The sequence below is a fragment of the Nonomuraea sp. NPDC049152 genome, from assembly GCF_040648355.1.
Lineage (GTDB): Bacteria > Actinomycetota > Actinomycetes > Streptosporangiales > Streptosporangiaceae > Nonomuraea.
Genome location: NZ_JBEZDO010000004.1, coordinates 144,764 through 167,056 on the forward strand (window position 1 = coordinate 144,764; position 22,293 = coordinate 167,056).

General features: G+C 73.0%; 23 protein-coding genes. 7 read left to right on the plus strand and 16 right to left on the minus strand.

The genetic code is table 11. The annotated features are described in order from the left end of the window. Window positions 1-97: 97 nt before the first annotated feature. Genes AB0B45_RS09515 through AB0B45_RS09525 form a run of 3 tightly spaced genes read right to left on the minus strand, consistent with a single transcriptional unit; the run spans window position 98 to window position 1,368 of the window. Complete coding sequence (locus AB0B45_RS09515; protein ID WP_358127811.1) at window positions 98-526, minus strand: ATP-binding protein; 429 nt, start codon at window positions 524-526, stop codon at window positions 98-100. A gap of 9 nt (window positions 527-535) precedes the next feature. Then, complete coding sequence (locus AB0B45_RS09520) at window positions 536-784, minus strand: hypothetical protein (protein WP_358127813.1); 249 nt, start codon at window positions 782-784, stop codon at window positions 536-538. 29 nt (window positions 785-813) lie between these two features. After that, window positions 814-1,368 carry a helix-turn-helix domain-containing protein gene (locus tag AB0B45_RS09525; protein WP_358127815.1) on the minus strand — a complete coding sequence of 185 codons (555 nt, stop codon included), beginning with the start codon at window positions 1,366-1,368 and terminating at the stop codon, window positions 814-816. A gap of 99 nt (window positions 1,369-1,467) precedes the next feature. Here AB0B45_RS09525 and AB0B45_RS09530 point away from each other — a divergent pair, with 99 nt between their 5' ends. Continuing rightward, a complete protein-coding gene (locus tag AB0B45_RS09530; protein ID WP_358127817.1) occupies window positions 1,468-3,024 on the plus strand; it encodes an MDR family MFS transporter in 1,557 nt (518 codons plus the stop codon). 3 nt (window positions 3,025-3,027) lie between these two features. Here the strand turns inward: AB0B45_RS09530 and AB0B45_RS09535 are convergent, their stop codons facing one another. Both AB0B45_RS09535 and AB0B45_RS09540 read right to left on the minus strand, forming a co-directional pair. Next, window positions 3,028-3,525 carry an N-acetyltransferase family protein gene (locus tag AB0B45_RS09535; protein ID WP_358127819.1) on the minus strand — a complete coding sequence of 166 codons (498 nt, stop codon included), beginning with the start codon at window positions 3,523-3,525 and terminating at the stop codon, window positions 3,028-3,030. Next, window positions 3,519-4,175 carry an HAD-IA family hydrolase gene (locus tag AB0B45_RS09540; RefSeq protein WP_358127820.1) on the minus strand — a complete coding sequence of 219 codons (657 nt, stop codon included), beginning with the start codon at window positions 4,173-4,175 and terminating at the stop codon, window positions 3,519-3,521. The genes AB0B45_RS09535 and AB0B45_RS09540 overlap by 7 nt, the downstream gene beginning before the upstream one ends. A 55-nt stretch (window positions 4,176-4,230) precedes the next feature. On the opposite strand from AB0B45_RS09540, the gene AB0B45_RS09545 reads away from it, so the two are divergent. Together AB0B45_RS09545 and AB0B45_RS09550 are read left to right on the plus strand one after the other, a co-directional pair. Next, a complete protein-coding gene (locus tag AB0B45_RS09545) occupies window positions 4,231-4,812 on the plus strand; it encodes an XRE family transcriptional regulator (RefSeq protein ID WP_358127822.1) in 582 nt (193 codons plus the stop codon). A 49-nt stretch (window positions 4,813-4,861) separates the two neighbouring features. Next, window positions 4,862-5,794, plus strand: coding sequence for an N-acetyltransferase (locus AB0B45_RS09550; protein ID WP_358127824.1), 933 nt, complete (start codon window positions 4,862-4,864; stop codon window positions 5,792-5,794). Between the two features lie 40 nt (window positions 5,795-5,834). Here the strand turns inward: AB0B45_RS09550 and AB0B45_RS09555 are convergent, their stop codons facing one another. From AB0B45_RS09555 to AB0B45_RS09585, 7 genes are all read right to left on the minus strand, one after another. Next, window positions 5,835-7,118, minus strand: coding sequence for an AAA family ATPase (locus AB0B45_RS09555; protein ID WP_358127825.1), 1,284 nt, complete (start codon window positions 7,116-7,118; stop codon window positions 5,835-5,837). Then, window positions 7,115-8,563 carry a hypothetical protein gene (locus tag AB0B45_RS09560; protein WP_358127827.1) on the minus strand — a complete coding sequence of 483 codons (1,449 nt, stop codon included), beginning with the start codon at window positions 8,561-8,563 and terminating at the stop codon, window positions 7,115-7,117. Before AB0B45_RS09560 ends, AB0B45_RS09555 begins: the two co-directional genes overlap by 4 nt. Next, window positions 8,560-9,654 (minus strand): hypothetical protein, encoded by a 1,095-nt coding sequence (locus AB0B45_RS09565; protein WP_358127829.1) that lies wholly within the window; start codon window positions 9,652-9,654, stop codon window positions 8,560-8,562. Before AB0B45_RS09565 ends, AB0B45_RS09560 begins: the two co-directional genes overlap by 4 nt. A gap of 39 nt (window positions 9,655-9,693) precedes the next feature. Further along, entirely contained in the window at window positions 9,694-10,506 is an 813-nt protein-coding gene (locus AB0B45_RS09570) for a hypothetical protein (protein WP_358127831.1), read from the minus strand. Further along, window positions 10,503-11,813, minus strand: coding sequence for a serine/threonine-protein kinase (locus AB0B45_RS09575; RefSeq protein WP_358127833.1), 1,311 nt, complete (start codon window positions 11,811-11,813; stop codon window positions 10,503-10,505). The genes AB0B45_RS09570 and AB0B45_RS09575 overlap by 4 nt, the downstream gene beginning before the upstream one ends. A gap of 120 nt (window positions 11,814-11,933) precedes the next feature. Then, on the minus strand, window positions 11,934-12,386 hold the full coding sequence (locus AB0B45_RS09580) for a PaaI family thioesterase (protein WP_358127835.1): 453 nt from the start codon (window positions 12,384-12,386) through the stop codon (window positions 11,934-11,936). After that, window positions 12,362-13,033 carry a class I SAM-dependent methyltransferase gene (locus AB0B45_RS09585; protein WP_358127837.1) on the minus strand — a complete coding sequence of 224 codons (672 nt, stop codon included), beginning with the start codon at window positions 13,031-13,033 and terminating at the stop codon, window positions 12,362-12,364. The genes AB0B45_RS09580 and AB0B45_RS09585 overlap by 25 nt, the downstream gene beginning before the upstream one ends. Window positions 13,034-13,055: 22 nt before the next feature. Between AB0B45_RS09585 and AB0B45_RS09590 the strand changes: the two genes are divergently transcribed. Then, window positions 13,056-13,463, plus strand: a complete 408-nt coding sequence (locus AB0B45_RS09590) for a hypothetical protein (RefSeq protein ID WP_358127838.1) — start codon at window positions 13,056-13,058, stop codon at window positions 13,461-13,463. A gap of 62 nt (window positions 13,464-13,525) precedes the next feature. Beyond that, entirely contained in the window at window positions 13,526-14,131 is a 606-nt protein-coding gene (locus AB0B45_RS09595) for a TetR/AcrR family transcriptional regulator (RefSeq protein ID WP_358127840.1), read from the plus strand. Here the strand turns inward: AB0B45_RS09595 and AB0B45_RS09600 are convergent. Both AB0B45_RS09600 and AB0B45_RS09605 read right to left on the minus strand, forming a co-directional pair. Further along, complete coding sequence (locus AB0B45_RS09600) at window positions 14,088-15,131, minus strand: phosphotransferase family protein (protein WP_358127842.1); 1,044 nt, start codon at window positions 15,129-15,131, stop codon at window positions 14,088-14,090. The genes AB0B45_RS09595 and AB0B45_RS09600 overlap by 44 nt on opposite strands. Next, on the minus strand, window positions 15,128-16,312 hold the full coding sequence (locus AB0B45_RS09605) for an acyl-CoA dehydrogenase family protein (protein ID WP_358127844.1): 1,185 nt from the start codon (window positions 16,310-16,312) through the stop codon (window positions 15,128-15,130). The genes AB0B45_RS09600 and AB0B45_RS09605 overlap by 4 nt, the downstream gene beginning before the upstream one ends. A 48-nt stretch (window positions 16,313-16,360) precedes the next feature. Between AB0B45_RS09605 and AB0B45_RS09610 the strand changes: the two genes are divergently transcribed. Together AB0B45_RS09610 and AB0B45_RS09615 are read left to right on the plus strand one after the other, a co-directional pair. After that, window positions 16,361-16,696, plus strand: a complete 336-nt coding sequence (locus AB0B45_RS09610) for a DUF6285 domain-containing protein (protein ID WP_358127846.1) — start codon at window positions 16,361-16,363, stop codon at window positions 16,694-16,696. A 45-nt stretch (window positions 16,697-16,741) separates the two neighbouring features. Continuing rightward, on the plus strand, window positions 16,742-20,503 hold the full coding sequence (locus tag AB0B45_RS09615; RefSeq protein WP_358127848.1) for a CHAT domain-containing protein: 3,762 nt from the start codon (window positions 16,742-16,744) through the stop codon (window positions 20,501-20,503). A gap of 3 nt (window positions 20,504-20,506) precedes the next feature. On the opposite strand, the gene AB0B45_RS09620 is transcribed toward AB0B45_RS09615, so the two are convergent. Both AB0B45_RS09620 and AB0B45_RS09625 read right to left on the minus strand, forming a co-directional pair. Next, window positions 20,507-21,937, minus strand: a complete 1,431-nt coding sequence (locus tag AB0B45_RS09620; RefSeq protein WP_358127850.1) for a CATRA conflict system CASPASE/TPR repeat-associated protein — start codon at window positions 21,935-21,937, stop codon at window positions 20,507-20,509. Continuing rightward, on the minus strand, window positions 21,930-22,220 hold the full coding sequence (locus AB0B45_RS09625) for a CATRA system-associated protein (protein WP_358127852.1): 291 nt from the start codon (window positions 22,218-22,220) through the stop codon (window positions 21,930-21,932). Before AB0B45_RS09625 ends, AB0B45_RS09620 begins: the two co-directional genes overlap by 8 nt. Window positions 22,221-22,293: the final 73 nt, after the last annotated feature.

The following is a 22,293-nucleotide window of genomic DNA, read 5'->3' on the forward strand; positions in this document are numbered from 1 at the left end:
ACACTGCTCAGCCTGGCCGCCTCGCTGGCGATCATCCTCGGGCTGGTCGCCCTCGCACTGGTCGCCATTTCCGTCGTCGTCCTGGTGATCCTCGCTCTCATGGCCGCGGTGTCGGCGAAGGAGTCCCGTTCTCGAAGCGCAGTTTCTTCTCCAGGCTGACGATGGTGCCGTGCTCCCGGCGCTGGGTGAAGCGCACGTCGTCGGCCAGCGCCCGCATGATCTGCAGGCCGCGGCCGTGTTCGGCGCCGGGACTCGGCTCAGCCACGCTGCGAGGGTCGAACCCCTCGCCGGTGTCGACCACCCTGATGACGCAGCGGTCGTGATAGACCCCCGCGCTGACCGTGTACTCGTCGCTCGGCACCGCGTGCTTGATCACGTTGGCGCAGGCCTCACTGAGCATGAGCTGGATGTCGTCCCTGATCGGCTGCACGACATGAAGCGAGCGCAGGGTGCCGTCGAGCGTCTGCCTGATCACCGGTACGCTCGCGGCGTCCCTGGGCAGCCGAAGTGCGATGGTTGCCTCCACTGCTGCCTCCTAGATCTCGGGGATGTGGCCGACCGCGTGCTCCTCGCCCCTGTCTGTGATCATCTGGTTGAGGGCCTCGACGAGCTCTTCCTCGTCGTAGTCCCCGTCGGGCAGCCGATCGAAGTAGACCATCAGGTCGGCGGGCAGCTCCGCGGCCGTCATACGCTCGGTGATCTCCAGGCGGCTGAGCCGTTCCTGGCCGGTGTAGAGCCCGTCGATGAGCTCCTTGACTCGTGTGATCTCCTCTTTCCCTGTCATGGCATGGCCCGTGCCCCGAGAGATGCGTCTCAATCGCCGCAGGGGTCTTCGAGAATCTCCAGCGCAACGCTTCTGGAGACCTCGCGCCGCTCCTCGTCGGTGATGTCGTACTGCTGGGTCAGCCACATCCCCCAGTGGAGAGCGAACAGCGCCATCGAGCGGCGCAGCCGTAGGCCGACGGGGTCGTCGGGAGCGCTGAGCTCCTCGGCCACCTCCAGCATCCGCGTGCGCATCGCCTTGATGGTCGGGTGGTCGCGCAGCGAGGTCTGGTTGCGCTCGAGGAAGCGGCCGAGGTCGTGGTGCGACCGCTCGAGCTGGTCGGCGTAGCGCAGGAGGAGCTCTTTGCGGGTCTCGGCGGTCTTCGGCTGGGAGCGCAGCCAGGCGAGGATCTCGTCCTGCTCGGCGATCCTGTCGGCGGCCAGGCTGGCGACGATGTCGTCCTTGGTCTTGAAGTGGTAGTAGAGGGCCGCCTTCGTCACGCCGAGCTCCTCGGCGATCTCACGCAGGGAGGTCGCCTCGTAGCCCTGCTCGGTGAAGAGCCTGAGCGCGATCTCCTGGATCTTCGCCCGTGTGTCTTCTCGCATTTCGGTCCAATTTCACTTGACGGCCGGCAAGTAAGACTCTAGCTTAGCGTGAGCTTGCCGGTCGGCAAGTAAGTGAGACGTCAAGATCGGGGAGATTCCGTGGAGCGACGGCGGGAGGTCATGGCGGTACTGCCGGGCCTGATGCTCGCGATGGTGCTGGCGATGCTCGACAACATGATCGTGGGCACTGCGATGCCCCGTATCGTCGAGGAACTGGGCGGACTGACGCACCTGTCATGGGTGGTTACCGCGTACGTGCTGGGAACGACGGTCTCGACCCCCATCTGGGGCAAGATCGGCGACCTCTACGGCCGCAAGAGCATCTTCATGGCCTCGATCATCATCTTCATGGTCGGGTCGGTGCTGTGCGGGATGGCGGGCTCGTCGATGCTGGGCGGCCCGGCCGACGGCATGGGCGAGCTCATCGCCTTCCGCGCGGTGCAGGGCCTGGGTGCGGGCGGCCTCATGGTCAACGCGATGGCCATCATCGGCGACCTGGTCCCGCCCCGCGAGCGCGGCCAGTACCAGGGCATCATGGCGGGCGTCATGTCCCTCGCCATGATCGCGGGCCCGCTCGTCGGCGGCTTCATCACCGACCACCTCGACTGGCGCTGGGCCTTCTACGTCAATCTGCCCGTCGGCGCCATCGCGCTCGTCCTGCTCGCCCTCAAGCTCAAGTTGCCCAAGCACCGCTCCGAGGCCCGCATCGACTGGCTCGGCGCCGTCCTGCTGTCGGTCGGCATCACCGCCCTCGTTCTCATCACCACCTGGGGCGGCAACGAGTACGAGTGGGGCTCGCCGCAGATCCTCGGCCTCGCCGCGCTCGCCGTGGTCTCCATCGCCGCCTTCATCCCCGTCGAGCGGCGCGCCGCCGAGCCGATCATGCCGCTCCAGCTGTTCCGCAACCGCAACTTCACGCTCATCTCGGCGGTCGGCTTCCTGCTCGGCTTCGCGATGTTCGGCGCGATCAACTTCCTGCCGCTCTACCAGCAGACCGTGCAGGGCGCCTCGGCCACCAACTCGGGCCTGCTGCTGCTGCCCATGATGGGCGCGGCGATGGTCGTGTCGCTGTTCGTCGGCAAGGCGATCACCAACACCGGCAAGTACAAGGTCTACCCCGTGCTCGGCGGGGTGGTCATGGCGCTCGGCATGTTCCTGCTGTCGATGATGGGCGTCGACACCCCCTCCTGGCAGACCGGCGTGTTCATCGCCGTCCTCGGCCTCGGCATGGGCTTCCTCATGCAGACCACGATGCTGATCGCGCAGAACAGCGTCGAGCAGAAGGACCTGGGCGTCTCCAGCAGCGCCTCGACCTTCTTCCGCTCCATCGGCGGCTCGTTCGGCGTCTCGCTGTTCGGCGCCATCTTCAACAACCAGCTGCTGTCCGGGCTGACGGACAAGTTCGGCGCCCAGGCCGCCGACAAGATCGTCAACGGCGGCGGCAGGATGGACGCCGCCTCCCTCGGCCAGATGCCGGCACAGGTGCGCACCGGCTTCCTCGAGACGCTGGCGGACGCCATCTCCGGCATCTTCTGGTGGGCGATCCTGTTCGCGATCGTGGTACCCGTCCTGGCCGCCTTCATCAAGGAGATCCCGCTGCGCGGCGGCCCCGCCGCCGAGGACGAGGCCAAGCTCCAGGCCGCGGTCCTCGACTGATCCCTAGCGGGTGAGGTCGAGCTGCATCAGCTCGGTGTCCACCCAGCGGCCGAGCTTGAAGCCGACCCCGGTCAGTCGCCCGGCGGAGGTGAAGCCGAACGCCCGGTGCAACGCCGCCGAGGCGTCCTGACCGGTGTCGGCGATCACCGCCACCACCTGCCGCGCCCCCGCCTTAGCGCAGCGCGGCAGCAGCTCACCGAGCAGGGCCCTGCCCAGGCCCTGTCCGGTACGGCCCGGCGCCAGGTAGATGGTGTCCTCCACGGTGTGGCGGTAGGCGGGCTTGGGCCGCCACTGGCTCGCGAAGGCGTAGCCCGCCACCTCGCCGTCCGCGTCGGCCACCAGGAACGGCAGGTCGCGCTCGCCGAGCTTCCGCAGCCTGGCCTCCCAGAAGGGCAGCTCTGGCGCGATCTCGTCGAAGGTGACGACGCTGGTGTCGACGTAGTGGGCGTAGACGGCGGCCACGGCCGGCAGGTCGCCGGCGGTGGCGGGGCGGATCAGCACGAGCCCAGCCTACCGACGGTCACCGAGCCGCCTTCGGCGGAGATGCGCACGTGGCTCAGATCGGGCACGTGCGCGCGGACCAGATCGGGGCGATCGGCCAGGGCGGGGCCCACACCCAGGCAGTCCATGCCCGCCGCGCCCGCAGCCCTCGCCCCCGCTTCGGCGTCCTCGACGACCAGGCAGCGCGGGGCCTCGACCCCGAGCAGCCGAGCCGCCCACAGGTACCCGGTCGGGTCGGGCTTGCCCCACGGCACGTCCTCGGCGCCGAGCAGCAACGCCGGCGCGGGCAGCCCCGCGGCCGACAGCCGGGCGGCGGCCACCGCGCGCGTCCCCGAGGTCACCACCGCCCACGCCTTGGCCGGCACGGCGGCAAGCGCGTCGGCGGCCCCTGGCATGGCCCGCAGTCCCGCGGTGTCGTGCTCCTCCCTTTCGACGATGCGAGCCGTCTCGGCCTCGGCGTCCAGGTGCGGCGCCAGCAGCCCGATCAGATCGATGTCGCGGCGGCCGTGCGACAGCTCCACCGCCCTGCCGGCGTCCAGACCGTGCCCCTGCGCCCACTCCCGCAGGATGCGTTCGATCACGTCCAACGAGTCGACCAGCACGCCGTCCAGGTCGAACAACACTGCGTCGTATCTACCAGACCATGTCATGCCGTCATAGTATTCAGGACGTCAATCACACTATTTTGTCATAGTGGAGTGCGTCGTGGACGTGGTCGAAGAGGTCGGCAGGACGCTGGCCGCCAACCTGCGCGCGGCCCGCGCGGCTCGCGGCTGGCGTCTGGACGACCTCGCCGCGGCCAGCGGCGTGAGCCGCGGCATGATCCACCAGATCGAGACCGCCCGCACGCACCCCAGCGTGGCGACCCTGGCCCGCCTGTGCGGCGCGCTCGACCTCCCCATCAGCGAACTGGTCGAGACGCCCACCCAGCTCGGCACCCTCGCCAGGCGCGCCGACGCCGCCGTCTCCCGCCACGGCCGCAGCACCGCCGCGCTGCTGCTCGCCGACGGCCGCCATGAACTGTGGGAGCACACGCTGCACCCGGGCGACCAGATCGACGACAGCGGGCACCCGACGGGCACGAGGGAGCTCATCCACGTCACCGAGGGCACGCTGCACATCGACGTCGGCGGCGCCACCTTCACCGTCTCCGCCCTCGACGCCCTCTCCCTGCGCGGCGACCGGCCGCACGCCTACCGCAACGCGGGCGAGGCGACCGCCGTCTACACCGTCGTGGTGCTCTACGGGGGAGCCCACGACACCCGTTATCCCCGCACGGCGCGGTGAGCGGAAAAACCAGAGGCGCAAGTCCCGGCGAATGTGGACAATCGTCGCCATGGATCGCCACACCGTCCGCCGCCCGCGACCGGCGGACGCCGCCGCCGTGCACGAACTCGTCGCCGCCTACGACATCTCCGTCATCGGCGTCCCCGACATCACGCTCGCCGACATCGCCGACGAGCTCGGCGAACTCGACACCGAGCGGGACGCGTGGCTGGCCGAGGACGACACGGGCACACCGAACGGCTGGGCGTGGGTTCTCCCCAAGGGCGACAGCGACCAGGTCGACGTCGAGGTCGTCGTCAGGCCCGGCACCGGCGACGGGGTGAGCGAGGAGCTATGGGCGGCCGTCGTGGAACGCTCCCGCCGGCTCGCCGTCGAGCGCGGCCACGAGGGCGTCACGCTCGACATCGGCATCTACCGCTCCGACGAGGACAAGCAGGCGCTGGCCAAGGGGCTCGGGTTCGAGGCCGCCACCAGCTTCCACCGGCTCGGCATCGACTTCGACGGGCCCGTCGAGACGCCCGAGCCGCCCGAGGGACTCACCCTCCACCCCGCGCTGACCGACGAGCTCAGGCGCGCGGCGCACCGCATCCACCAGGAGGGGTTCGCCGACCATTTCGGCTTCGTGCCGCTGCCGTACGAGGAGTGGCTGGACCGCAAGGCCGCCTCGGCCGCCACGGACTGGTCGCAGGTGCTCGTCGCCCGCGTCGACGGCGAGCCTGCCGCGCTGCTGGTGGGCACCGACCACTTCGCCGAGGACGAGAACCGCGGCTACGTCTTCACCCTGGCCACCCTGCCCGCCTTCCGCGGGCGCGGCCTGGGCCGCTTCCTGCTGCGTACGGCCTTCGCCGCCGACGCCGCCCGCGGGCGGAGGGGAACGCTGCTGCAGGTCGACGCGAACAACACCACGCCCGCCCTCGGCCTGTACACCTCCGCGGGCATGCGCCCCGTCCTCGTGTTCGACGTCTGGCGCAGGCGGATCTAGCCCGTCGCCCACGCGGCGGGCACCGCCGAGCGCGGAGATCTCAGTCGCCGTCGCGGATCCGGTGCCTCGCCAGGTGCTCCAGGACGGACTGGTTCGCCTCCCAGCCGTCGGGGAACTTCACGGGTACGCCGAGCTGCACCGTCTCGGCCGAGGGATGGGCGTCGAGCAGCTCGGGAATGCCCGCCCTCGCCACCACCACGCAGGCGTGGCGGTGCCGCGAGGCCAGCACGCACAGCCGCCCGGACTCCAGGTGGAAGGCGGTGGCGTCCCTGCGGCCCGACAGCGGGTGCAGCACCACCGTCACGTCGTACTCCCTGCCCTGCAGCCGGTTGGCGGTGTCGACCGTGATCTCGGGCGGCACGCCCGCGTTCCTGATCGCCGCCACCTGGTCGCGGTGCGCGGCGCCGACCGCGATCCTGTCGGCCGTCACCGGCCGCTCGCCCTTCTCCGAGACCGTCACACCACCGCGCTGCAGCAGTCTGGTCGCCAGCAGCGCCACCGCCCGCACGGCCTCGGCGTCGGTGCGGACCGTGTGGCGGCTGGGCAGCTCCAGCAGCGACCACCCTGTCCGCGCGGCCTCCTCCAGCGCGCGGTCGTGCACCGTGCCCATGCCCTTCGTGGTGAGCTCCATCGCGCGCTCGCCGGGCCCCGTGCCCGCCCTGAAACCGGTGAACGGGTAGAACGCCTGCGACACCACCGGCGCGGCCGATGCCGGCAGCCGCCACGACACCGGTAGCCGGTGCACGGGCAGGTCGGGGTTGTGGCGCAGCAGCACGGACACGGCGCTCTGCAGCGGATCCCACGACAGGCCCGCCCACCTGTCGGCCTCCACGATGGAGAAGGGATCGAGCTGCCCGGGGTCGCCCACGAACAGCGCCCGCTCGAACAGCCCGGCGATGCGCAGCAGCTTGTCCGAGCGCATCTGGTAGGCCTCGTCCACGATCGCCCACGGCCAGGTGCGGCCGCTGATCCACGCCCACTTGTCGGCGGTGGCGATCACGATGGCCGGGTCGTTGAGGTCCTGGATCCTGGTGCCGACCGTGACGCTCGGGATCTCCAGCAGCCGCAGCGGCGGCACGTAGCCGGAGGCCGAGAGCCGGCCCACCGCCAGGTCGGGGTGCTTGTCGGCGATGCGCTCGATCAGGTCGTCGACCTGCTCGTTGGTCTGCGCCACGATCATCAGCGGCTCGCCGGTCTCCGCCAGGTGCGCGGCCGCCCGCACGACCAGGGTGGACTTGCCCGCGCCAGGAGGGGAGTCGACGACCACGCCCCTGTGCCTGGGCAGGTCGGCGAGCACGGCCTGGATGACCTCTTCGGGGCTCATGCCCACTCCTCCTGGGCGTCCTCGTCGCTCGGGACGTACTCCTGGGGAGGGCCGCCGTGGGTCCACGGGGTGGCCTCCCTGTCGGGCAGCGTCGCCGAACCCTGGAAGTCGTCGGTCAGCGAGGTGTAGCAGACCCGCTCTCCCGGCTCGGGCACCGAGCCGGGGGCGGGGGTTCTGCCTCTGCCCATGCCCTTGGTGATCTTCAGGGTGACCAGGCCCTCGTGCACCTCGACCAGCTCGGCCGCCTGCCCGCGGCGGTCGGGGGTGCCGAGCACGGCGCCGGGCTGCAGCCGTACCGGGTCGTCGGTCTTGATCAGGACGACCGGGCGCAGCTTGCGGGAGCGGCCCTCGCCCTCGGTGTGCTCGGGATCGGTCTCGATGACCTCGCCCGCGAACGCCTCGCCCGTCAGCCGGTACTCGGCCATGATCAGCGGATCGTCGTAGGCGCGCTGCACCTCGAAGGCCGCCTGCGCCCGCTCCATCCTGGACAGGCGCGCGGCCGCGGCGACCGCGCCGTCACGGCGGGCCTGCGGCGGCGCGCCCTCGGAGATCTGCTGGGCCATCGCGCTGAAGGAGCCCCTGTCGCCCTCCCACCGCGTCGCCACGCTCGCCCCCTCGGGCAGCTCCCTCAGCAGGTCGATGGCCTGCCACAGCAGCTCCCACGTCGGCGCGAGCTGGGTGCGGAGCGCCTCGGTGACGCGTTCGACGGTGCCGCCGTCGATCGCGGGCGCGAGCACCTCGGCGTCGAAGCCGGGATCGGTGGCGGGCCCGGCGGGCGGCCAGATCAGCGGGTCCTCCGCCTCCTCGGCCGCTTCGGGGCCGCTCAGCCCCCGCGGAGGAGTGATCCAGCCGAGCAGCGCGGCCAGGTTGGCGTCCTCAAGACCGCTCTGCCCGCTGGCCCAGTGGCGGCCGAGCTCCTCGGTGGCGGTCAACGTCAGCGACGAGCCGGGATGGGCGGCCCGCTCGGCGAAGTAGGTCAGCCACCTGCCCAGCAGCGGCACCTCCTCAGGCACCGGATAGGGCCCGTCGGTCCTGCGGAACCTCGTCGAACGGCCGAGCAGCCTGGTGAACGCCACGCCCGCCGGGTTGGGCAGCACCAGCTGCGGAGCGTCGAGCGCCCGCTCGTAGGGGTCGGCGTTCTTCCTCTCGACCGTCTCGGTGTGCGTCGCGAAGCCCTCGACGTACGGCAGCAGCACCCCCGCGAGCTCGGCCATGAACGCGAACCGCAGGTCCCTGTTGCGCGGCTGGGCCACCACGAGCAGCTCGGGGGCGTCGCGGTCGGTGCCGAGCATCGCCGCCAGCGGAGCCGCCGCCTCACCCGACAGCTTGAGCGGGACGAACACCATCGGACGCTCGCCCAGGTGGCAGTGGCGCACGGTGGCCGCCGGCTGCGCCACCCCCTCCTGGAGAGCCCTCAGCCGGGCCAGCGAGGTCAGGATGCTCACGCCAGGCACTCCCTGCGCAGCCGTTCGGCGTCTCTGAGCAGGCGGGCGATCTCCTCCTGCCCAGGGGCGGGCTCCCTGCGTCCTTCGGCCAGGGCCAGCGCCTCCTCAACCGTCGCCACCCCGCCGAGCGCGTCGCGCACCTGCCGTCCGAGCAGGTCCGACGAGCCGTCGCGGCGGGCCTCGTCGCGGCAGAAGAAGCACAGGTCGCAGGTGGACAGGCAGTCGGGCGCGTAGCGGGCGGCGACCTGGTGCAGCGCCTCCGCCAGCTCGGCGGCCGGCCTGGTCGGCACCCCCTCCTCGTCGGGCCGCAGGTCGAAGGTGACGCCGTCGGGCAGCTCAGCGAGCAACCGGTCGATGGAGGTCATCCTGGCCAGCTGCCGTTTCAGCACCGCGAGCTGCCTGCGCACGTCGACCAGCGTCGCCATCGGCCGGTTGGCGAAGTTCTCCGGGCAGACGAGCACCACGTCGTGGGCGACCCGCAGGGGGTCGTGGCCCAGCTCCTCCAGCAGCGTGCGCAGCGCCAGCACGTACACCGCCGCCTGCCTGGCCGCCGCCGCGACCGCGGCGGGGTCGGCCTGGCCGTCGATCACCGCGAACGACTTGATCTCCACGATGTGGAACTGCCTGCCGCGCTGGAAGGCCACCACGTCCGGCTCCAGGTAGGCGGTGTGCCCCGCGATGCGCAGGCTGAGCAGCGGATGGTCGTAGAGCGTGCCCTGCTCCTCCCGCGCCGCCCTGTCGAACAGCGCCCTGGTGTGCGCGTGGCGCAGGTGCGCGCCGACGTTGTGCACGTCCTGGTAGGCCACCTCGTCGATCGGCAGCCGCAGCAGCTCGCGCAGCATCCGCAGCAGCTCCGCGCAACCGTCGGCCTTCACCAGCGCCTCGAACGAGTTGCCCCTGGTGATCGCGAAAGGCGACTGTCCGAAGGGCGCGGGGAAGCCCAGATGCCTGGCAGCCCTGTCCTTGTCGACACCCGCGCCGTCCATCAGCGCCCTGCGCGCGCAGCCGGGATTGGCGGCCAGCGCGGCGATGGCCCTGGCGTCGTGGGGTTTGGCGGGGGTGGTGCCTCTCAGCGCGTCGAGCCCGTTCACCCGCTCATGCCTCCGCTCCTCTGCCAGGTCGTGCCCGTCTCACGCGCACGCCGCCTTCCTCGCGATCTCGCTCAGCGTAGTGGCGCCGAACAGCCGACCGGCCTCATCAAGCTGCCGTCCGGCGCGTTCGGCCAGCTCGGCGCGTTCCCGCGTGTCGGCCTCCAGGTGCACGGCCAGCTCCGCCTCCGCCGCCATGACCACTACGTCGGGCTCCGGCTCGCCGAACCCGCCGCCCGCCTCCGGCACGTTGCGCGCCATCCTGGCCAGCAGCCGCCAGGCCTTCTCCGACGGCTCGTCCAGCTCGCCGACCCGCGCGGCCACCCGCATGGTCGACAGGAGGAAGTCGACCCGCGGGCTGCGCGGCCCCACCACCCTCCGCTCCTGCGGCCAGGTGCTCACCGCGAGCAGCCCGCGCGAGGGGGTGAGCCGGTCGGTGAGCGCCGCGCACACGTAGTGCGGCCTGCCGTACGGCGAGCGGCGAAAGGTCCGCTCCTCGTCGCGCCTGAGCGTGCTGAGCTGGGAGCTCTTCAGCGACTCGGAGAAGAACGCCTCGTAGACGCTCACCACCAGCCTGCCCGCGGCGGGCACCTGGAGCAGGCCGAGCGCGTCGCGCACCCGCTCCCGCACCGGCGGGCCCGTCCTGGCCCTGCCCTGCTGCCTGACGGCCGTCTCGCCCCGGGGCTCCGGCGGGCTGCTGACCTGGAGATCCCATGCCCGCTCCGCCTTGCGCAGCTCGCCGCGCAGCTCGCGGGCGAGGGAGAGGTCCCTGTCCCGCACGGCGGCGCGGACGCGGGTGCGCAGCCCATCGATGCGGCGTTCGAGGGTGTCGAGGTCGTCGGGCACGGTCTTCACCGGCCCTCGAGCATCATCAGCACGAGCCCGACGGCGATCATCACGGCGAACAGCGCGGAGGCGGCGGCGTAGCCGCGCGTCGCGGCCCTCCTCGACAGCGCGGTCCCCGCCCCGTGCAGGTCGCCGCCCGGCGCTCCGGCCCATCCACCCGGCTGCCCGAGCCCCTGCCCTGGACCGGTCGGCGCGGCCCCCCACCCACCCACCGGCGCCTTCGCATGACCGGGGCCCGCAAGACCGGGGCCCGCATGGCCTGGACCCGCGGAGCCGGGTCCGGTGGGCGCGTGCGACCATGCCGCGGCCTGCCCCGCTCCCGTCTGGGCCGCCGACCATCCGCCCTGCGGACCTGTGGGCGCGGGCGGCCATCCGCTCTGCGGGCCGCCGAACCCGGGCAGGCCCGCTCCCGAGCCGGCGAGCGGCGGGCCCCCGCCCTGCGAGGACAGCGACGTGCCCCATCTCCCCGGCTCCTCCGGCGACCCGTACGCGCCGCTGCCCAGGAAGGCGTCGGGCGGCAGGGCGGCGAGGGCGTCGCGGAAGGCGGCGGCCGAGGGGGTGCGCAGGGCCGGATCGGTCGCCAGCGCCCGCCGCAGCACCTCGGTGAAGGCCGCGGGCACGCCGGGAATCTCGGGCACGGGCTGCCGGTGCAGCGCCATGATCACCGCCAGGTTCGCCACCCCGGACTCGGGAAAGCGCGGCGGACGCCCCGACAGCAGCGCGTAGAGGGTGGCGGCCAGCGAGTAGACGTCGCCCGCCGCGCTCGGCTCGGTCAGCTCGAACGCCTCGGGCGGCGCGTAGGCGGGCGTCAGCGACTCCCGCGTCACCGACACCTCGGCCCCCGGCTCGGGCATGGTCGCGAGCCCGAAGTCGGACAGCACCACGTGGCCGTAGCGGTTGATCAGGATGTTGGCCGGTTTGACGTCGCGGTGCAGCACCCCGGCCGCATGTGCCGCCGCCAGCGCGTCGGCGATCCTGACGCCGACGTCGCGCACCTCCGCCACGGGCAGCAGGCCCGCCCGCATCCGATCGGACAGCGACCCGCCGGGGCACAGCTCCAGCACCATGTACGGCCTGCCGTCGCGCAGCACCCCCGCGTCGTAGACGGCGGCCACGTGCGGATGCCCCGACAGGGCGCCCGCCGAGGTGACCTCGCGCATGAAGCGCCGCTGGTCGCGCTCGGAGACCAGCACCCTGCTGTCGACCTTGAGCGCCACCTCCCTGCCCACCGCCAGCTGCCTGGCCTGGTAGACGACGCCGAAGCCGCCCTGGCCGAGTAAGCCGAGCACCTCGTAGCCTGGCACCTCGGGCGCCACAGTCCACCTCCGATCGCGGTCCTGGTGCGGCAGACTACCGCCCTGCTCCGACAGATCGAATGGCCCGCCACCCGTGGTTCGCGGCCCGAGGGGAGCGTGTGGGAAAAAGCGGCCGGACGCTCAGCCGGGGGTGGTGTGCCGGTTGGGGGTGAGGCTGGCGGTGGCCTGCGCGCACAACCGCCCCGTCGCGTCGGTGACGGTCGCGAGCGTCAGGACGCGTGTCCTGCCTCGATGGGTGACGGAGCCGACCACCGTGTAGACCTCCCCGGCCTGGACCGGACGCAGGTAGTCCACGTTGAGGTTCATCGTGAGGTGCAGCGTGGGCCGCTCGGCGGCACTCCCGCTGGACATGCCGCAAGCGTCGTCGAGCGCGGTCGCGATGTAGCCGCCGTGCACCACGCCCGACCTGTTGGTCAGCTCGGGCCCCGGCAGCCAGACCAGCTCGACCCTGCCGGGATCGACGCTGACCAGCCGTAACCCCAGGTGCGCCAGATGAGGGGAGGACTCCACGGTGCCGTCGGCGACGCTCCGCAGGAAGTCGGCCCCCGTCATGCCGGTACGGCCCGCGCCCACGTGCGGTCCTCGGTCAGGAAGCCGTCGAGCGCGAGCCCCTCGCGCTCCAGCTCCGCCGCCAACTCCTCCACGGTGAGCCGCTGCGACAGGAACGACTGGGTCCACACCCGTTCGCCCGCCGTGTAGCGCATGGTGGCGGCGTAGGTCCCCGGCGCGACCTCTTCCAGCTCCGTCATCATGATCCCGATGCCGTCGTCCTCACGGCCCCTGCCCACCGCCCACCGGGCGTGCGCCTCGGGCGGCTGCCATTGGATGAGCACCGCCTCGCCGGCAGCGACGTGTCGCGCGCAGGCGGCCAGAAGGTCGTGACGCAGCCCCTCGTCGGGGATGTTGATCAGGTAGGAGCCCAGGACCACCGCGTCGAAACGCCGGTCGAGGGCCAGCTCCTGCGCTCTGCCGTGGACGGCCCGCACGCCCCGCACGTGCGCGAGCATCTCGGCCGACTCGTCGACGGCCACCACCTGGAAGCCCGCCGCGACGAGCGGGTGGGTGACCCTGCCGACGCCGGACCCCAGCTCCAGGATGCTGCCGCCCGCCGGCACCGCCCCGCCGATGATCTCCGCCTCTTCGCCCGGAGGCAGCAGGGTGTAGAACTCGACCGGCGATCCATCGGGGGTTATGGCTCCTGGTCCCGTTCCGCTGTTCATGATCCGACCCTAACCTCGGAGGGTGCGTCATGTGATCGGAGCGGTGATCGGGCTGGCCGCGCTGCCCGTTGTCCACTACCTGACCGAGGCGGGCGCGGTGGGGCTGCGCTCCTGCTACGCGCTGCAGCAGCCGGACCTTCGCGGGGCGGGCTGCCTGGCGGCGGTCGTCGCCGTCATCGCCGTGCTGGCCCACGGCCCGTGGCTCTCGCCGCTCGCGGCGCTGGTGTGCGGGCTGCCGATGGCCGTGCTCGGCGCGCTGTTCGCCGTCGCTCCGTGGGCCGCGACGCCCGTGGTGGGCGCGCTGCCGCCGATGGAGTCGCTCACCGGCACGGCCGAGGCCCCCGGCGTGGTGGCGGGAGTGACGGGATTGTCGCTGGTGGTCGGCGCCCTGCTGCTCGTCTCGGCCGCCTTCCCCGCCAGGTGGCGCTGACGACGGTCCTCACGCGGCCTTCACCCGGTGGACGCCGAGGTGGGCGGGGCTATCCTGGCCCAGTGAACGGCAGGGACCCCGATCGGCGCAAGGCGCTGCTCGACGCCGCCGACCGGGCCATCCTGCGTGAAGGGCCCGAGGTGTCGATGGCGGCCATCGCCGCGGAGGCCGGGATCACCAAGCCGATCCTCTACCGGCACTTCGGCGACAAGAGCGGCCTCTACCAGGCGCTGGCCGACCGCCACGTGCGCAGGGTCATCTCGCAGCTGCGCACCGAGTTCGACAGGGCGAGGACCGATCCGCGCCGCCGCGCCCGCGCCGCCATCGAGATCTACCTCGACCTCATCTCGGCCAACCTCAACCTCTACCGGTTCCTGTTCCACCGGGCCAGCGTCGAGGACACCAGCGTCCGATCCCACATGACGGCGCTGGTGCGCGGCCTCGGCGAGGAACTGGGCGAGGTGCTGGCGGCCGAGGAGGTCGTGGCCGACCCCGTGCGCGCGCAGATCCTCGGCCACGCCTTCGTCGGCATGGTGCAGACGACGGGCGACTGGTGGCTCGAACACCCCGAGGTCGAGCGCGGGCGGGTGGTGGAGGGGCTGGTCGACGTGATCGTGGCGGCCTTCACCCCGCGGAGCGCGACCGTCCCCCGCGCGCGGCGGACCTGAGCGGCCCGGCGCCCGGCCGGCCGGGCGCCGGGGGACAGGGAACGGCGCGGAGGAGTTCGAGCAGGTCCCACTCGGTCTCGCAGACGCGCCTGCCGATCGCCGCCAGCTCCACCGAACGCGTCGACCCGCTCAGGTGCCGCATCGCCTGCGTGACGCAGATGACGCCCCACTTCAGCACGCCGAACATCTCCCACCAGCGCAACGCGTCCCTGTCCACCCGATGGCCCGAGGCCCGCTCGTAGGCGGCGACCAGGTCGTCGTACTCGCCGAACCCGCCGACGGGCGGCCGCGCGCCGAACCTCCACGCCTTCACGCACAGCCAGCCCAGGTCCTCGACCGGGTCGCCCACGTGGGCCAGCTCCCAGTCCAGCACCGCCCTGACGCCCTCGGGCCCGACGATGAGGTTGCCGTTGCGGAAGTCGCCGTGCACGACGGTGGTCCTGCCGCTCGCCGGCCTGGTGCGGGCCAGCTCGCGGAAGGCCAGCTCGAAGACCGGGTGCGGCTGCCCGGTGAGATCGAGCACCTCCCGCCACGCGGCCAGCGGATCCTCCGGTACGGCCTCCGCCACGGCGTCGAGCGGCATCCTGTGCACCGCCGCGAGCGCCTTCCCGCACTGGGCGGCCAGCTTGGGCCTGGCCTCGCTGTAGAGGTCGTCGCGCAGGATCCTCCTGGGGATCGTCTCGCCCTCGACCCTGCGCATCACCAGGTACGACCCGGTCGCCGCGACCACCTCGGGCACCGGCACCCCGGCCGTCGAGGCGGCCCGGAGCAGCCGCGCCTCCTCGAGCAAGCCGAGCCCCATCCCGCCCACGCCCTCCCGAGGAGCGGAGGGCGTCCCCGCGGCAGCGGGGGAGAGGCGAATGACGAGCTCGTGGAGCCGGCCGGCGGGGTCGAGGACGTCCACCGCCCACGTCGCCCGCGACGCTCCCCCCGACAGCCGGGCGCGCGACGGGATCTCGCACCCCCGCCCGAACACCTCCGCCACGATCTCCGCGATCATCGCAGCCCGAACTCCCAGTTGCCCCCGCCCGTGTAGGCCCCCAGGATCCGCCGCCCCACCGAGTCGACGTGCACCTCGTCGGGCCCGTCGTAGATCCGTCCCGCCCTCGCGTGCCGGTACATCCTGTCCAGCGGCGTGTCGGGCGTCAGTCCCGCCGCGCCGTACACCTGGATGGCCCTGTCGATCACGTTGTGCAGCATCCGCGCGCCCACGACCTTGATCGCCCCGATCTCCACGCGCGCGTCCTCGCCCGCGTCCAGCGCCTGCGCCGCGTGCAGCGTCAGCAGCCGCGCCGACTGGATCTCGGCGTAGGAGTCGAAGACGTGCTGCCGCATCAGCTGCTTGCGCGCCAGCGGCTCGCCGAAGGCCGACCGCGCGTGCAGCCGCCTGCACATCAGGTCGAAGGCCCGCTGCGCCTGCCCGAGCCAGCGCATGCAGTGGAAGATCCGTCCGGGCCCGAGCCGCCGCTGCGCGATCACGAACCCGTGTCCGCGCGGCCCGAGCAGGTTCGCCGCGGGCACCCGCACGTCGTCGTAGCGCACCTCGCAGTGCGCCCCCGACAGGCCCAGCACCGGCGTCTCGCGCACGATCGTGTACCCGGGGGTGTCCGTCGGCACCAGGATCATCGAGAACGCCAGGTGTGGCGGCGCGTCCTCGGGCTCGGTCCTGCACATAACGGTCGTGTACGCCGCCCGTGACGCGCCGGTGGTGAACCACTTGTGCCCGTTGATCACCCACTCGTCGCCGTCGAGCACCGCCTCGGTGCGCAGCTGGGTCGGGTCGCTGCTGGACACCAGAGGTTCGGTCATCGCGAAGCTCGGCCAGATCTCGCCGCGCACCAGCGGCTCCAGGTACCGCTCGCGCTGCTCCGGGGAGGCGTGCTCGTGCAGCATCAGCGAGTCCTGCAGGGTGAACGTGCCGAGCACCAACTGCCCGAACTCGCTGCGCCCCTGCACCTCGTTGACGTAAACGTAGTCCATGAACGGCAGCCCGCCGCCGCCCAGCTCGCGCGGGTGCCCGAGCGCCCAGAGGCCCTCCTTCCTCGCCTCCTGCTGCAGCCGCGCTAGCAGCGAGCCGTCGTCGCGCAGCAGGTCGGGCTCGGCGGGCTCCACCCGCTCGGTCATGAAGGCGTGGACGGCGTCGCGGACCTGCCTGACGCTGTCCGGCACGGCGGAACTCATGGCAGGATCACAACCGATAATCGTTGCTTGGTCAATAAGGGGTTCCTTATGAGCGCTCCGCACGACCTGCCCACGACCACCCAGCTCGTCGCCGCCGTCCGCGAGTTCCTGCAGGCGGACGTGCTGCCGGAGGTGGAGGGACGGGTGCGCTTCCACACCAGGGTGGCGATCAATGTTCTCGGCATGGTCGAGCGCGAGATCGAGCTCGGCCCCTCTCACACCGCCTCCCACGCCGAACGCCTGGCGCTGCTCGGCGTGGCCGACGACGCCGAGCTGGCCAAGGCGATCCGCGAAGGAGACCTGGAGGGCGGAGCGCTGCTCGGCGTGCTGGCCGAGATCGTGCGCGACAAGCTGGCGGTGGCCAACCCGAGGCACGCTGAGTAGCCCGCTACTCAGGCGCGGACGGCCCGTCTGGCCGACGCTGTCATCATGAACGTGGGCGGGTTCAGAGCGGTACGCGCACGCGCGGCCATGGCGGCGGGCATCGCGCACGCGACGCGGTTCGCGTACAGCGGCGATGTCAGGGATCTGGAACGGGCCGCGGCGGCCTGCCGCAGGGCGCTCGCGCTCACCTCCGAGAACGACCCCGCCTACCCCGAGTGGCTGTCGGACCTGGGCGACATCCTATCCAGGACCTTCGACTCGACAGAGGAAAGGGCGCTGCTGGACGAGGCGCTCGTCCTGCAGGCCAGGGCGGTCAGGGCCGCCCCTCCGGGCCACCCTGCGGCGGGCAGGGCGCGCGTCGGCAGGGGCATCGTCCTGATGAACGACTTCCGCGTCGGCGGTCCGCCCGAGCACCTCGACCAGGCCGCCGACCTGTTCGGCGAGGCGGTCGCGCTGCTGCCCGACGGTGACCCGCTCGCCGTCCTGGCGCTCAGCAACCACGCGGAGGCCCACCGGCAGCGCTACGCTCGCGACGGCGACATGGCGGACCTGCGCGAACACGCCGCGAAGCTGCGCGCGGTGGTGGCGGCCACCCCCGCGGACGACTCCTACTTCCTCTTCAGGACCGCCAAACTCGCCTCCGCCCTCGTGCTCGTCTCCGACGAGCCGGGCGCGCGGGAGGAGCTCGGGCGGGCTCTCGACACCGTCCGCGCGGGCCTGCCCGGCGTCCCCGAACCGATGCGCAGGGAGATCCATCTGATCGCGGGCGCCCTTCTGTACGGCGAGCCGCCCTCCCTCGACGCCGAGCAGCTGGCGGCGATGCGCGAGATCTTCGTATCGATGCGGCAGCAGGGCACCACGGGAGCGGGGCTGCGCGCCGCCGTACTCAGTGATCTGGGCAGCGGGATCGTCGCGCAGGCCATGCGGTCGGGCCGGATCGAGGACGTCGACGGCGCGATCGCCATGCTGCGCGACGCGCTCGCCGAGGCGCCGCAGGGACATCCGGGCAGAGCCGCGCTGCTGACCAACCTCGGCAGGATGCTGGGCCAGCGGATGGAGTGGTCGGGCGAGCTGGGCGGGGCGGACGAGATGATCGCCGTGCTCGGACAGGCGGTGGACGCCGCGCCCGCCGGAGATCCCGAGCGCGGCCTCTATCTGGCCAACCTCGCCAACGCGCTGGCGCTGAAGCACGGCGTCGAAGGCGGCGACGCCCTGCTGGAGCGGCTGACCGACGTCTACCGGCAGGCCGTCGAGCAGACCGCGGCCGACCATCCCGAGCGCGGCGTCGCGCTGACCGGGCTGGCCTCCGCGCGGTTCGCCGTCTATGAGCGGTGGGGCAGGCGCGCCGACCTCGACGCCTGTATCGAGGGCCACAGGGCCGCCGTCGACGCCACGCCGGTCGGCCACGACTACCGGCCGCTGTACCTGGCCAACCTCGGCTCCGCCCTCGGCCGCAGGCACGAGATGACGGGCTCGGTCGCCGACCTGGACGAGGCGATCGCCGTCATGCGCGAGTGCGTCGCCCTCACCCCGCCCGTCCACCCGCACAGCGGCGGGTGGGCCTCGGCGCTGGCGACCGTCCTGATCATGCGCTTCGACAGGACGGGGGAGCACAAAGCGCTGGAGGAGGCGATCGACACCTACCGGCGCGCACTCGAGCGGGCGCCCAAGGGTCACCTGCACCGCCACATGATCCTCACGAACCTCGGCAGGGCGCTGACCAGGCGGGACACGCCCGAGGCGCTGGAGGAGGCGGTCGAGGTGGCGCGCGCGGCGGCCGCCGCCGCGCCCGCCGCCAACACCGGGGCGGCGATCGGCCTGGCCACGGCGCTCCAGCTGCGGTTCGTGAGTCTGGAGGACGGCGCGCTGACCGCTGACGAACGGCTGGCGCTCGCGCTGTCGCTGCTGCGGGAAGACGCACCGCCGTCGGTGCCTGACCTGGTCGCCGGGCGCAGGCTCCAGCAGACCGAACTGCTCGACGAGGCCGTCGCCATCCTGCGGGAGGTCGTCCGCAGGGCGCCCAGAGGCGATCACGCCAAGGTCACGGCCGCCGGACAGCTCGGCATGGCACTGCGCCTGCGCTCGCTGATGACAGGCAAGGGCAGGCAGCTCGACAGCGCCATCCGCGCGCTGCGCGAGGCCGTCGACGGCGCGGCGGAGGACGAACCCGTGCTCTCGGTGTCGCGGCTGCACCTGGCCGAGGCGCTGGCCGACAGGTGGGAACGCTCGGGCGACGAACACGACCGCATCGAGGCGGTCGAGCAGTTCGCCGCGGCCGCCGCCGTCGCCACGGCCGCCCCCGCGTGGAGGGCGGGCGTGGCCAAGCGGTGGGGCGCGTTCGTGGCCGAGAACGACGGCCCCGCCGCCGCGGCGGACGCCTTCGCCGCGGCCGTCGGGCTGCTCGACGCCGCGGCATGGCGCGGCATGCGGCGCCAGGACCAGGAACGGGCGCTGGCCGAGTTCCAGGGGCTGGCCTGCGACGCCGCCGCCTGCGCGATCGCGGCGGGCCTGCCCGAGCGCGCGGTCGAGCTGCTCGAACAGGGCAGGGGAGTGCTGCTCGCCCAGATCATCGACGCCCGCCCGGTCCATGACGAGCTCGAACGCCACGCCCCTTCGCTGGCCGCCAGGCTCGCCGACATCCAGGACGGCCTCGACACCGTCGAGGACCTCGACACGCGCCACGTCCTGGCCCGCGAAAGGGAGGAGACGCTCACCGAGATCAGGGCGCGGCCTGGGCTGGCCGGCTTCCTGCTCCCTCCGCCCTTCGCGACGCTGCGCGCCGCCGCGCAGGACGGCCCCGTGGTCGTGGTCAACGTCAGCGTGTACCGCTGCGACGCGCTCATCGTCACCGCCGGCGGTGTCCGGCTGGTCCCGCTCCCCGGGCTGAGCTCGGCAGCCGTCGCCGAGAGCGCCGCGGCCTTCGTCGACGCGCTGGACGCCTACACCCATGACGACGACCCGGACCCCGGCGTCCTCGAGCGCGTCCCCGCCACTCTCGATTGGCTCGCCGAACGGGTCGGCCGCCCCGTCCTCGACGCCATCGGCCTGCACGCCCCGCCCGAGGGCACCTGGCCCCGCCTGTGGTGGTGCCCGACGGGCGCCCTGTCGCTGCTCCCGCTGCACGCGGTCGCGCTCGACGTCGCCGTCTCCTCCTACACCCCGACTCTGCGCGCGCTCGCGCACGCCCGCCGCGAGGCGGGGCCGCACGCCGAGGGCCGCCCGCTGCTGGTCGCGCTGCCGAGCACGCCAGGCGAGGAGGACCTGCCGGGCGCCGAGCGCGAGAGCGAGGCGGTACGGCGGATGCTGAGGGACACGCTTCCGCTGGTGGGGCCCGACGCCGTGCGCGCCGCCGTCCTCGACGCCCTGCCCTCCAGCCCGTGGGTGCACTTCGCCTGCCACGCCGAGCAGGATCCCGCCGCGCCGTCGGAGGGACGGCTGGTGCTGCACGACGGCCCGCTGACGGTCAGGGAGCTGGCCGCGACCCGCCTCGACAGGGCCGAGTTCGCCTTCCTCAGCGGGTGCGAGACCTCGCGCGGCGGCGACCTGCTGGCCGACGAGGGCGTGAGCCTGGCGGCCACGGTGCAGCTCGCCGGATATCCCAGCGTGATCGGCACGCTGTGGCCGATCGCCGACCTGCACGCGCCGGGCCTGGTCGAGGACGTCTACGCGATGATGACCGCGGGCGGCACCCGCGAACCCGACCCCCGCGCCGCCGCGCTCGGCCTCCATCTGGCGGTCAGAGCGCTACGAGAGCGGCACCCCGACGCCCCGATCCTCTGGGCGCCGTTCACCCACATCGGCCCATGACGGTCAGCGGGGCCTGATCAGGACGGCGCCCAGACCGAAGGACGGCACCGCCACCGTCCACGTCAGCCAGACCGGCGCCGCCGTACCCGCGAGCAGGTGGGTGAGGACCGCGCACCCCACCCACGCCAGCGCCGCGCACGCCAGCCCGCCGAACACCCGCACCGCCATCCCGGCCCCGCGGCCCTGGTCGGCGGCCCGCCACAGCGTCACGGTGGCCAGCAGCAACGCCAGGGACCCCAGCGCCGCGATCACGGCGGGAGTGACGGGACCCGGGAGCGGCACGCGGTACTGGAAGGCCTGGACGGCGGCCAGCACCATCAGCACCGAGCCGATCACGGCGGTCTGCAGCAGGTCGATCCGCTCGCGCCGCCGCTGCGCCGCCTCCTCCCGCCGCTGGAGCCGTTCGCGCCGGTCCTGCACGGCCTCGTCGGCCGCCTGGATCGCCTCGGTGAGCGCGTCACGCACCCGCTCCCGTCCCGCCTCCAGGTACAGCAGGTCGTCGGCCAGCCGCTGCTCTAGCCAGCCGGCCAGCTCCAGGTCGTCGCGGACGGGGCCGGGGTCGCGCTCGAGCTCGCCGTGGGCCTGGCGCATGTTCGCGGCGGCGATCCGCACCGTCCGCTCCATCTCGCGCATCCTGGTCGCGGCGAGTGTGAGTCCTTCGGGGCCCGCCAGCAGCTCCGACAGCCGCCTGCGCTCGGCCACCAGGTCGTCGGCCCCGTCGGCCCCGTCGGCGCCGTCGCGCCGGAGCCGCAGCGCCCTGTCGGCCGGCCCGAGCAGCCGGTCGGCGTCGAAGCCCTCGCGCACCCTCAGCTGGTGCCTGACCTTGGCCGCGTGCAGCAGGTGCGCGGCCAGCGGAGGGAAGTCGTCGGTGCCGCGCGACCACAGCCACGCGTCCGAGGCGGCCCGCTCCCGGGCCGCGGCGACGGCGAGGAATCTGCGCAGCGCCCGTCCTTCGGCGCCCGGCTCCTCCATGAGCGCCGTGTGCCCGCCCGCCACCAGCCTCGCCCCTTCGGCGGCGAATCCGTGGGGAGCCTCGTCGAGGGGAGTGTCCAGGCCGGGGCCCACGCAGGTCAGCAGGCGGGCCTCGCCCAGCGCCCACGCCGAGGTGTCACCCGCCACCCGCGCCCACCGCGCCTCAAGCTCCGCCCAGCCGGTCCCGTCCCGGGCCGGCGGCGCCAGCGCCACCAGCAACGCCAGCACGTCGTGCCTGCGCCACACCACCGCCTGGAAGATCTCCGACCGCGACCTCGACTGCCGCGCGGCCAGCACGCGCCCACGGGGCGGCTCGTCCGGCCGCAGCTCGTACGGCCCGAGCTCGGGGATCGACCAGGTCATGCCGAGCCGGTCGCCGAGGTCGCGCCACAGCCTCTCCAGCGGCTCGGTGGACCGGCCGGCCGGCGCGAACAGGTGGACGACCAGCGCCCGCTCATCCATCCTCGGCGGGCTCCTCTTCGCTGAGGGTGAAGATCAGCCGGTTCAGCCGCTCCCTGGTCTCCTCCGAGGCGGGCACCCGCGGCGGGTCGCCGTACCTGGTGCTGATGCGCACGGGCCCGATCAGCGCCAGATCCTGTACGGCCCGCGTCACCCGATCCCGCGCCCCCGCCTGGAGCGCCTCCTCCATGGCGGTGAGCGCCCTGTCCACGCGCGCCCACCGGGCCTCGGAGAGCCGGTATCCGGCGATGGCTCGCAGCGTCGTCACCATGCTCACCCGGTTCATGGTCGCCATCGTAGAGCCGCAGATCGTCTGACTCCAGATGAATACGCGAGGCGACCACGGGAAGTGGTCGCCT

Coding starts and splice junctions, on each gene's coding strand:
- AB0B45_RS09610 (WP_358127846.1), top strand. CDS start 16,361: ATGAGCGCTCCGCACGACCTGCCCACGACCACCCAGCTCGTCGCCGCC.
- AB0B45_RS09605 (WP_358127844.1), bottom strand. CDS start 16,312: ATGAGTTCCGCCGTGCCGGACAGCGTCAGGCAGGTCCGCGACGCCGTC.
- AB0B45_RS09620 (WP_358127850.1), bottom strand. CDS start 21,937: ATGGATGAGCGGGCGCTGGTCGTCCACCTGTTCGCGCCGGCCGGCCGG.
- AB0B45_RS09525 (WP_358127815.1), bottom strand. CDS start 1,368: ATGCGAGAAGACACACGGGCGAAGATCCAGGAGATCGCGCTCAGGCTC.
- AB0B45_RS09585 (WP_358127837.1), bottom strand. CDS start 13,033: ATGAACAGCGGAACGGGACCAGGAGCCATAACCCCCGATGGATCGCCG.
- AB0B45_RS09615 (WP_358127848.1), top strand. CDS start 16,742: ATGAACGTGGGCGGGTTCAGAGCGGTACGCGCACGCGCGGCCATGGCG.
- AB0B45_RS09600 (WP_358127842.1), bottom strand. CDS start 15,131: ATGATCGCGGAGATCGTGGCGGAGGTGTTCGGGCGGGGGTGCGAGATC.
- AB0B45_RS09520 (WP_358127813.1), bottom strand. CDS start 784: ATGACAGGGAAAGAGGAGATCACACGAGTCAAGGAGCTCATCGACGGG.
- AB0B45_RS09555 (WP_358127825.1), bottom strand. CDS start 7,118: ATGAGCCCCGAAGAGGTCATCCAGGCCGTGCTCGCCGACCTGCCCAGG.
- AB0B45_RS09625 (WP_358127852.1), bottom strand. CDS start 22,220: ATGAACCGGGTGAGCATGGTGACGACGCTGCGAGCCATCGCCGGATAC.
- AB0B45_RS09540 (WP_358127820.1), bottom strand. CDS start 4,175: ATGACATGGTCTGGTAGATACGACGCAGTGTTGTTCGACCTGGACGGC.
- AB0B45_RS09550 (WP_358127824.1), top strand. CDS start 4,862: ATGGATCGCCACACCGTCCGCCGCCCGCGACCGGCGGACGCCGCCGCC.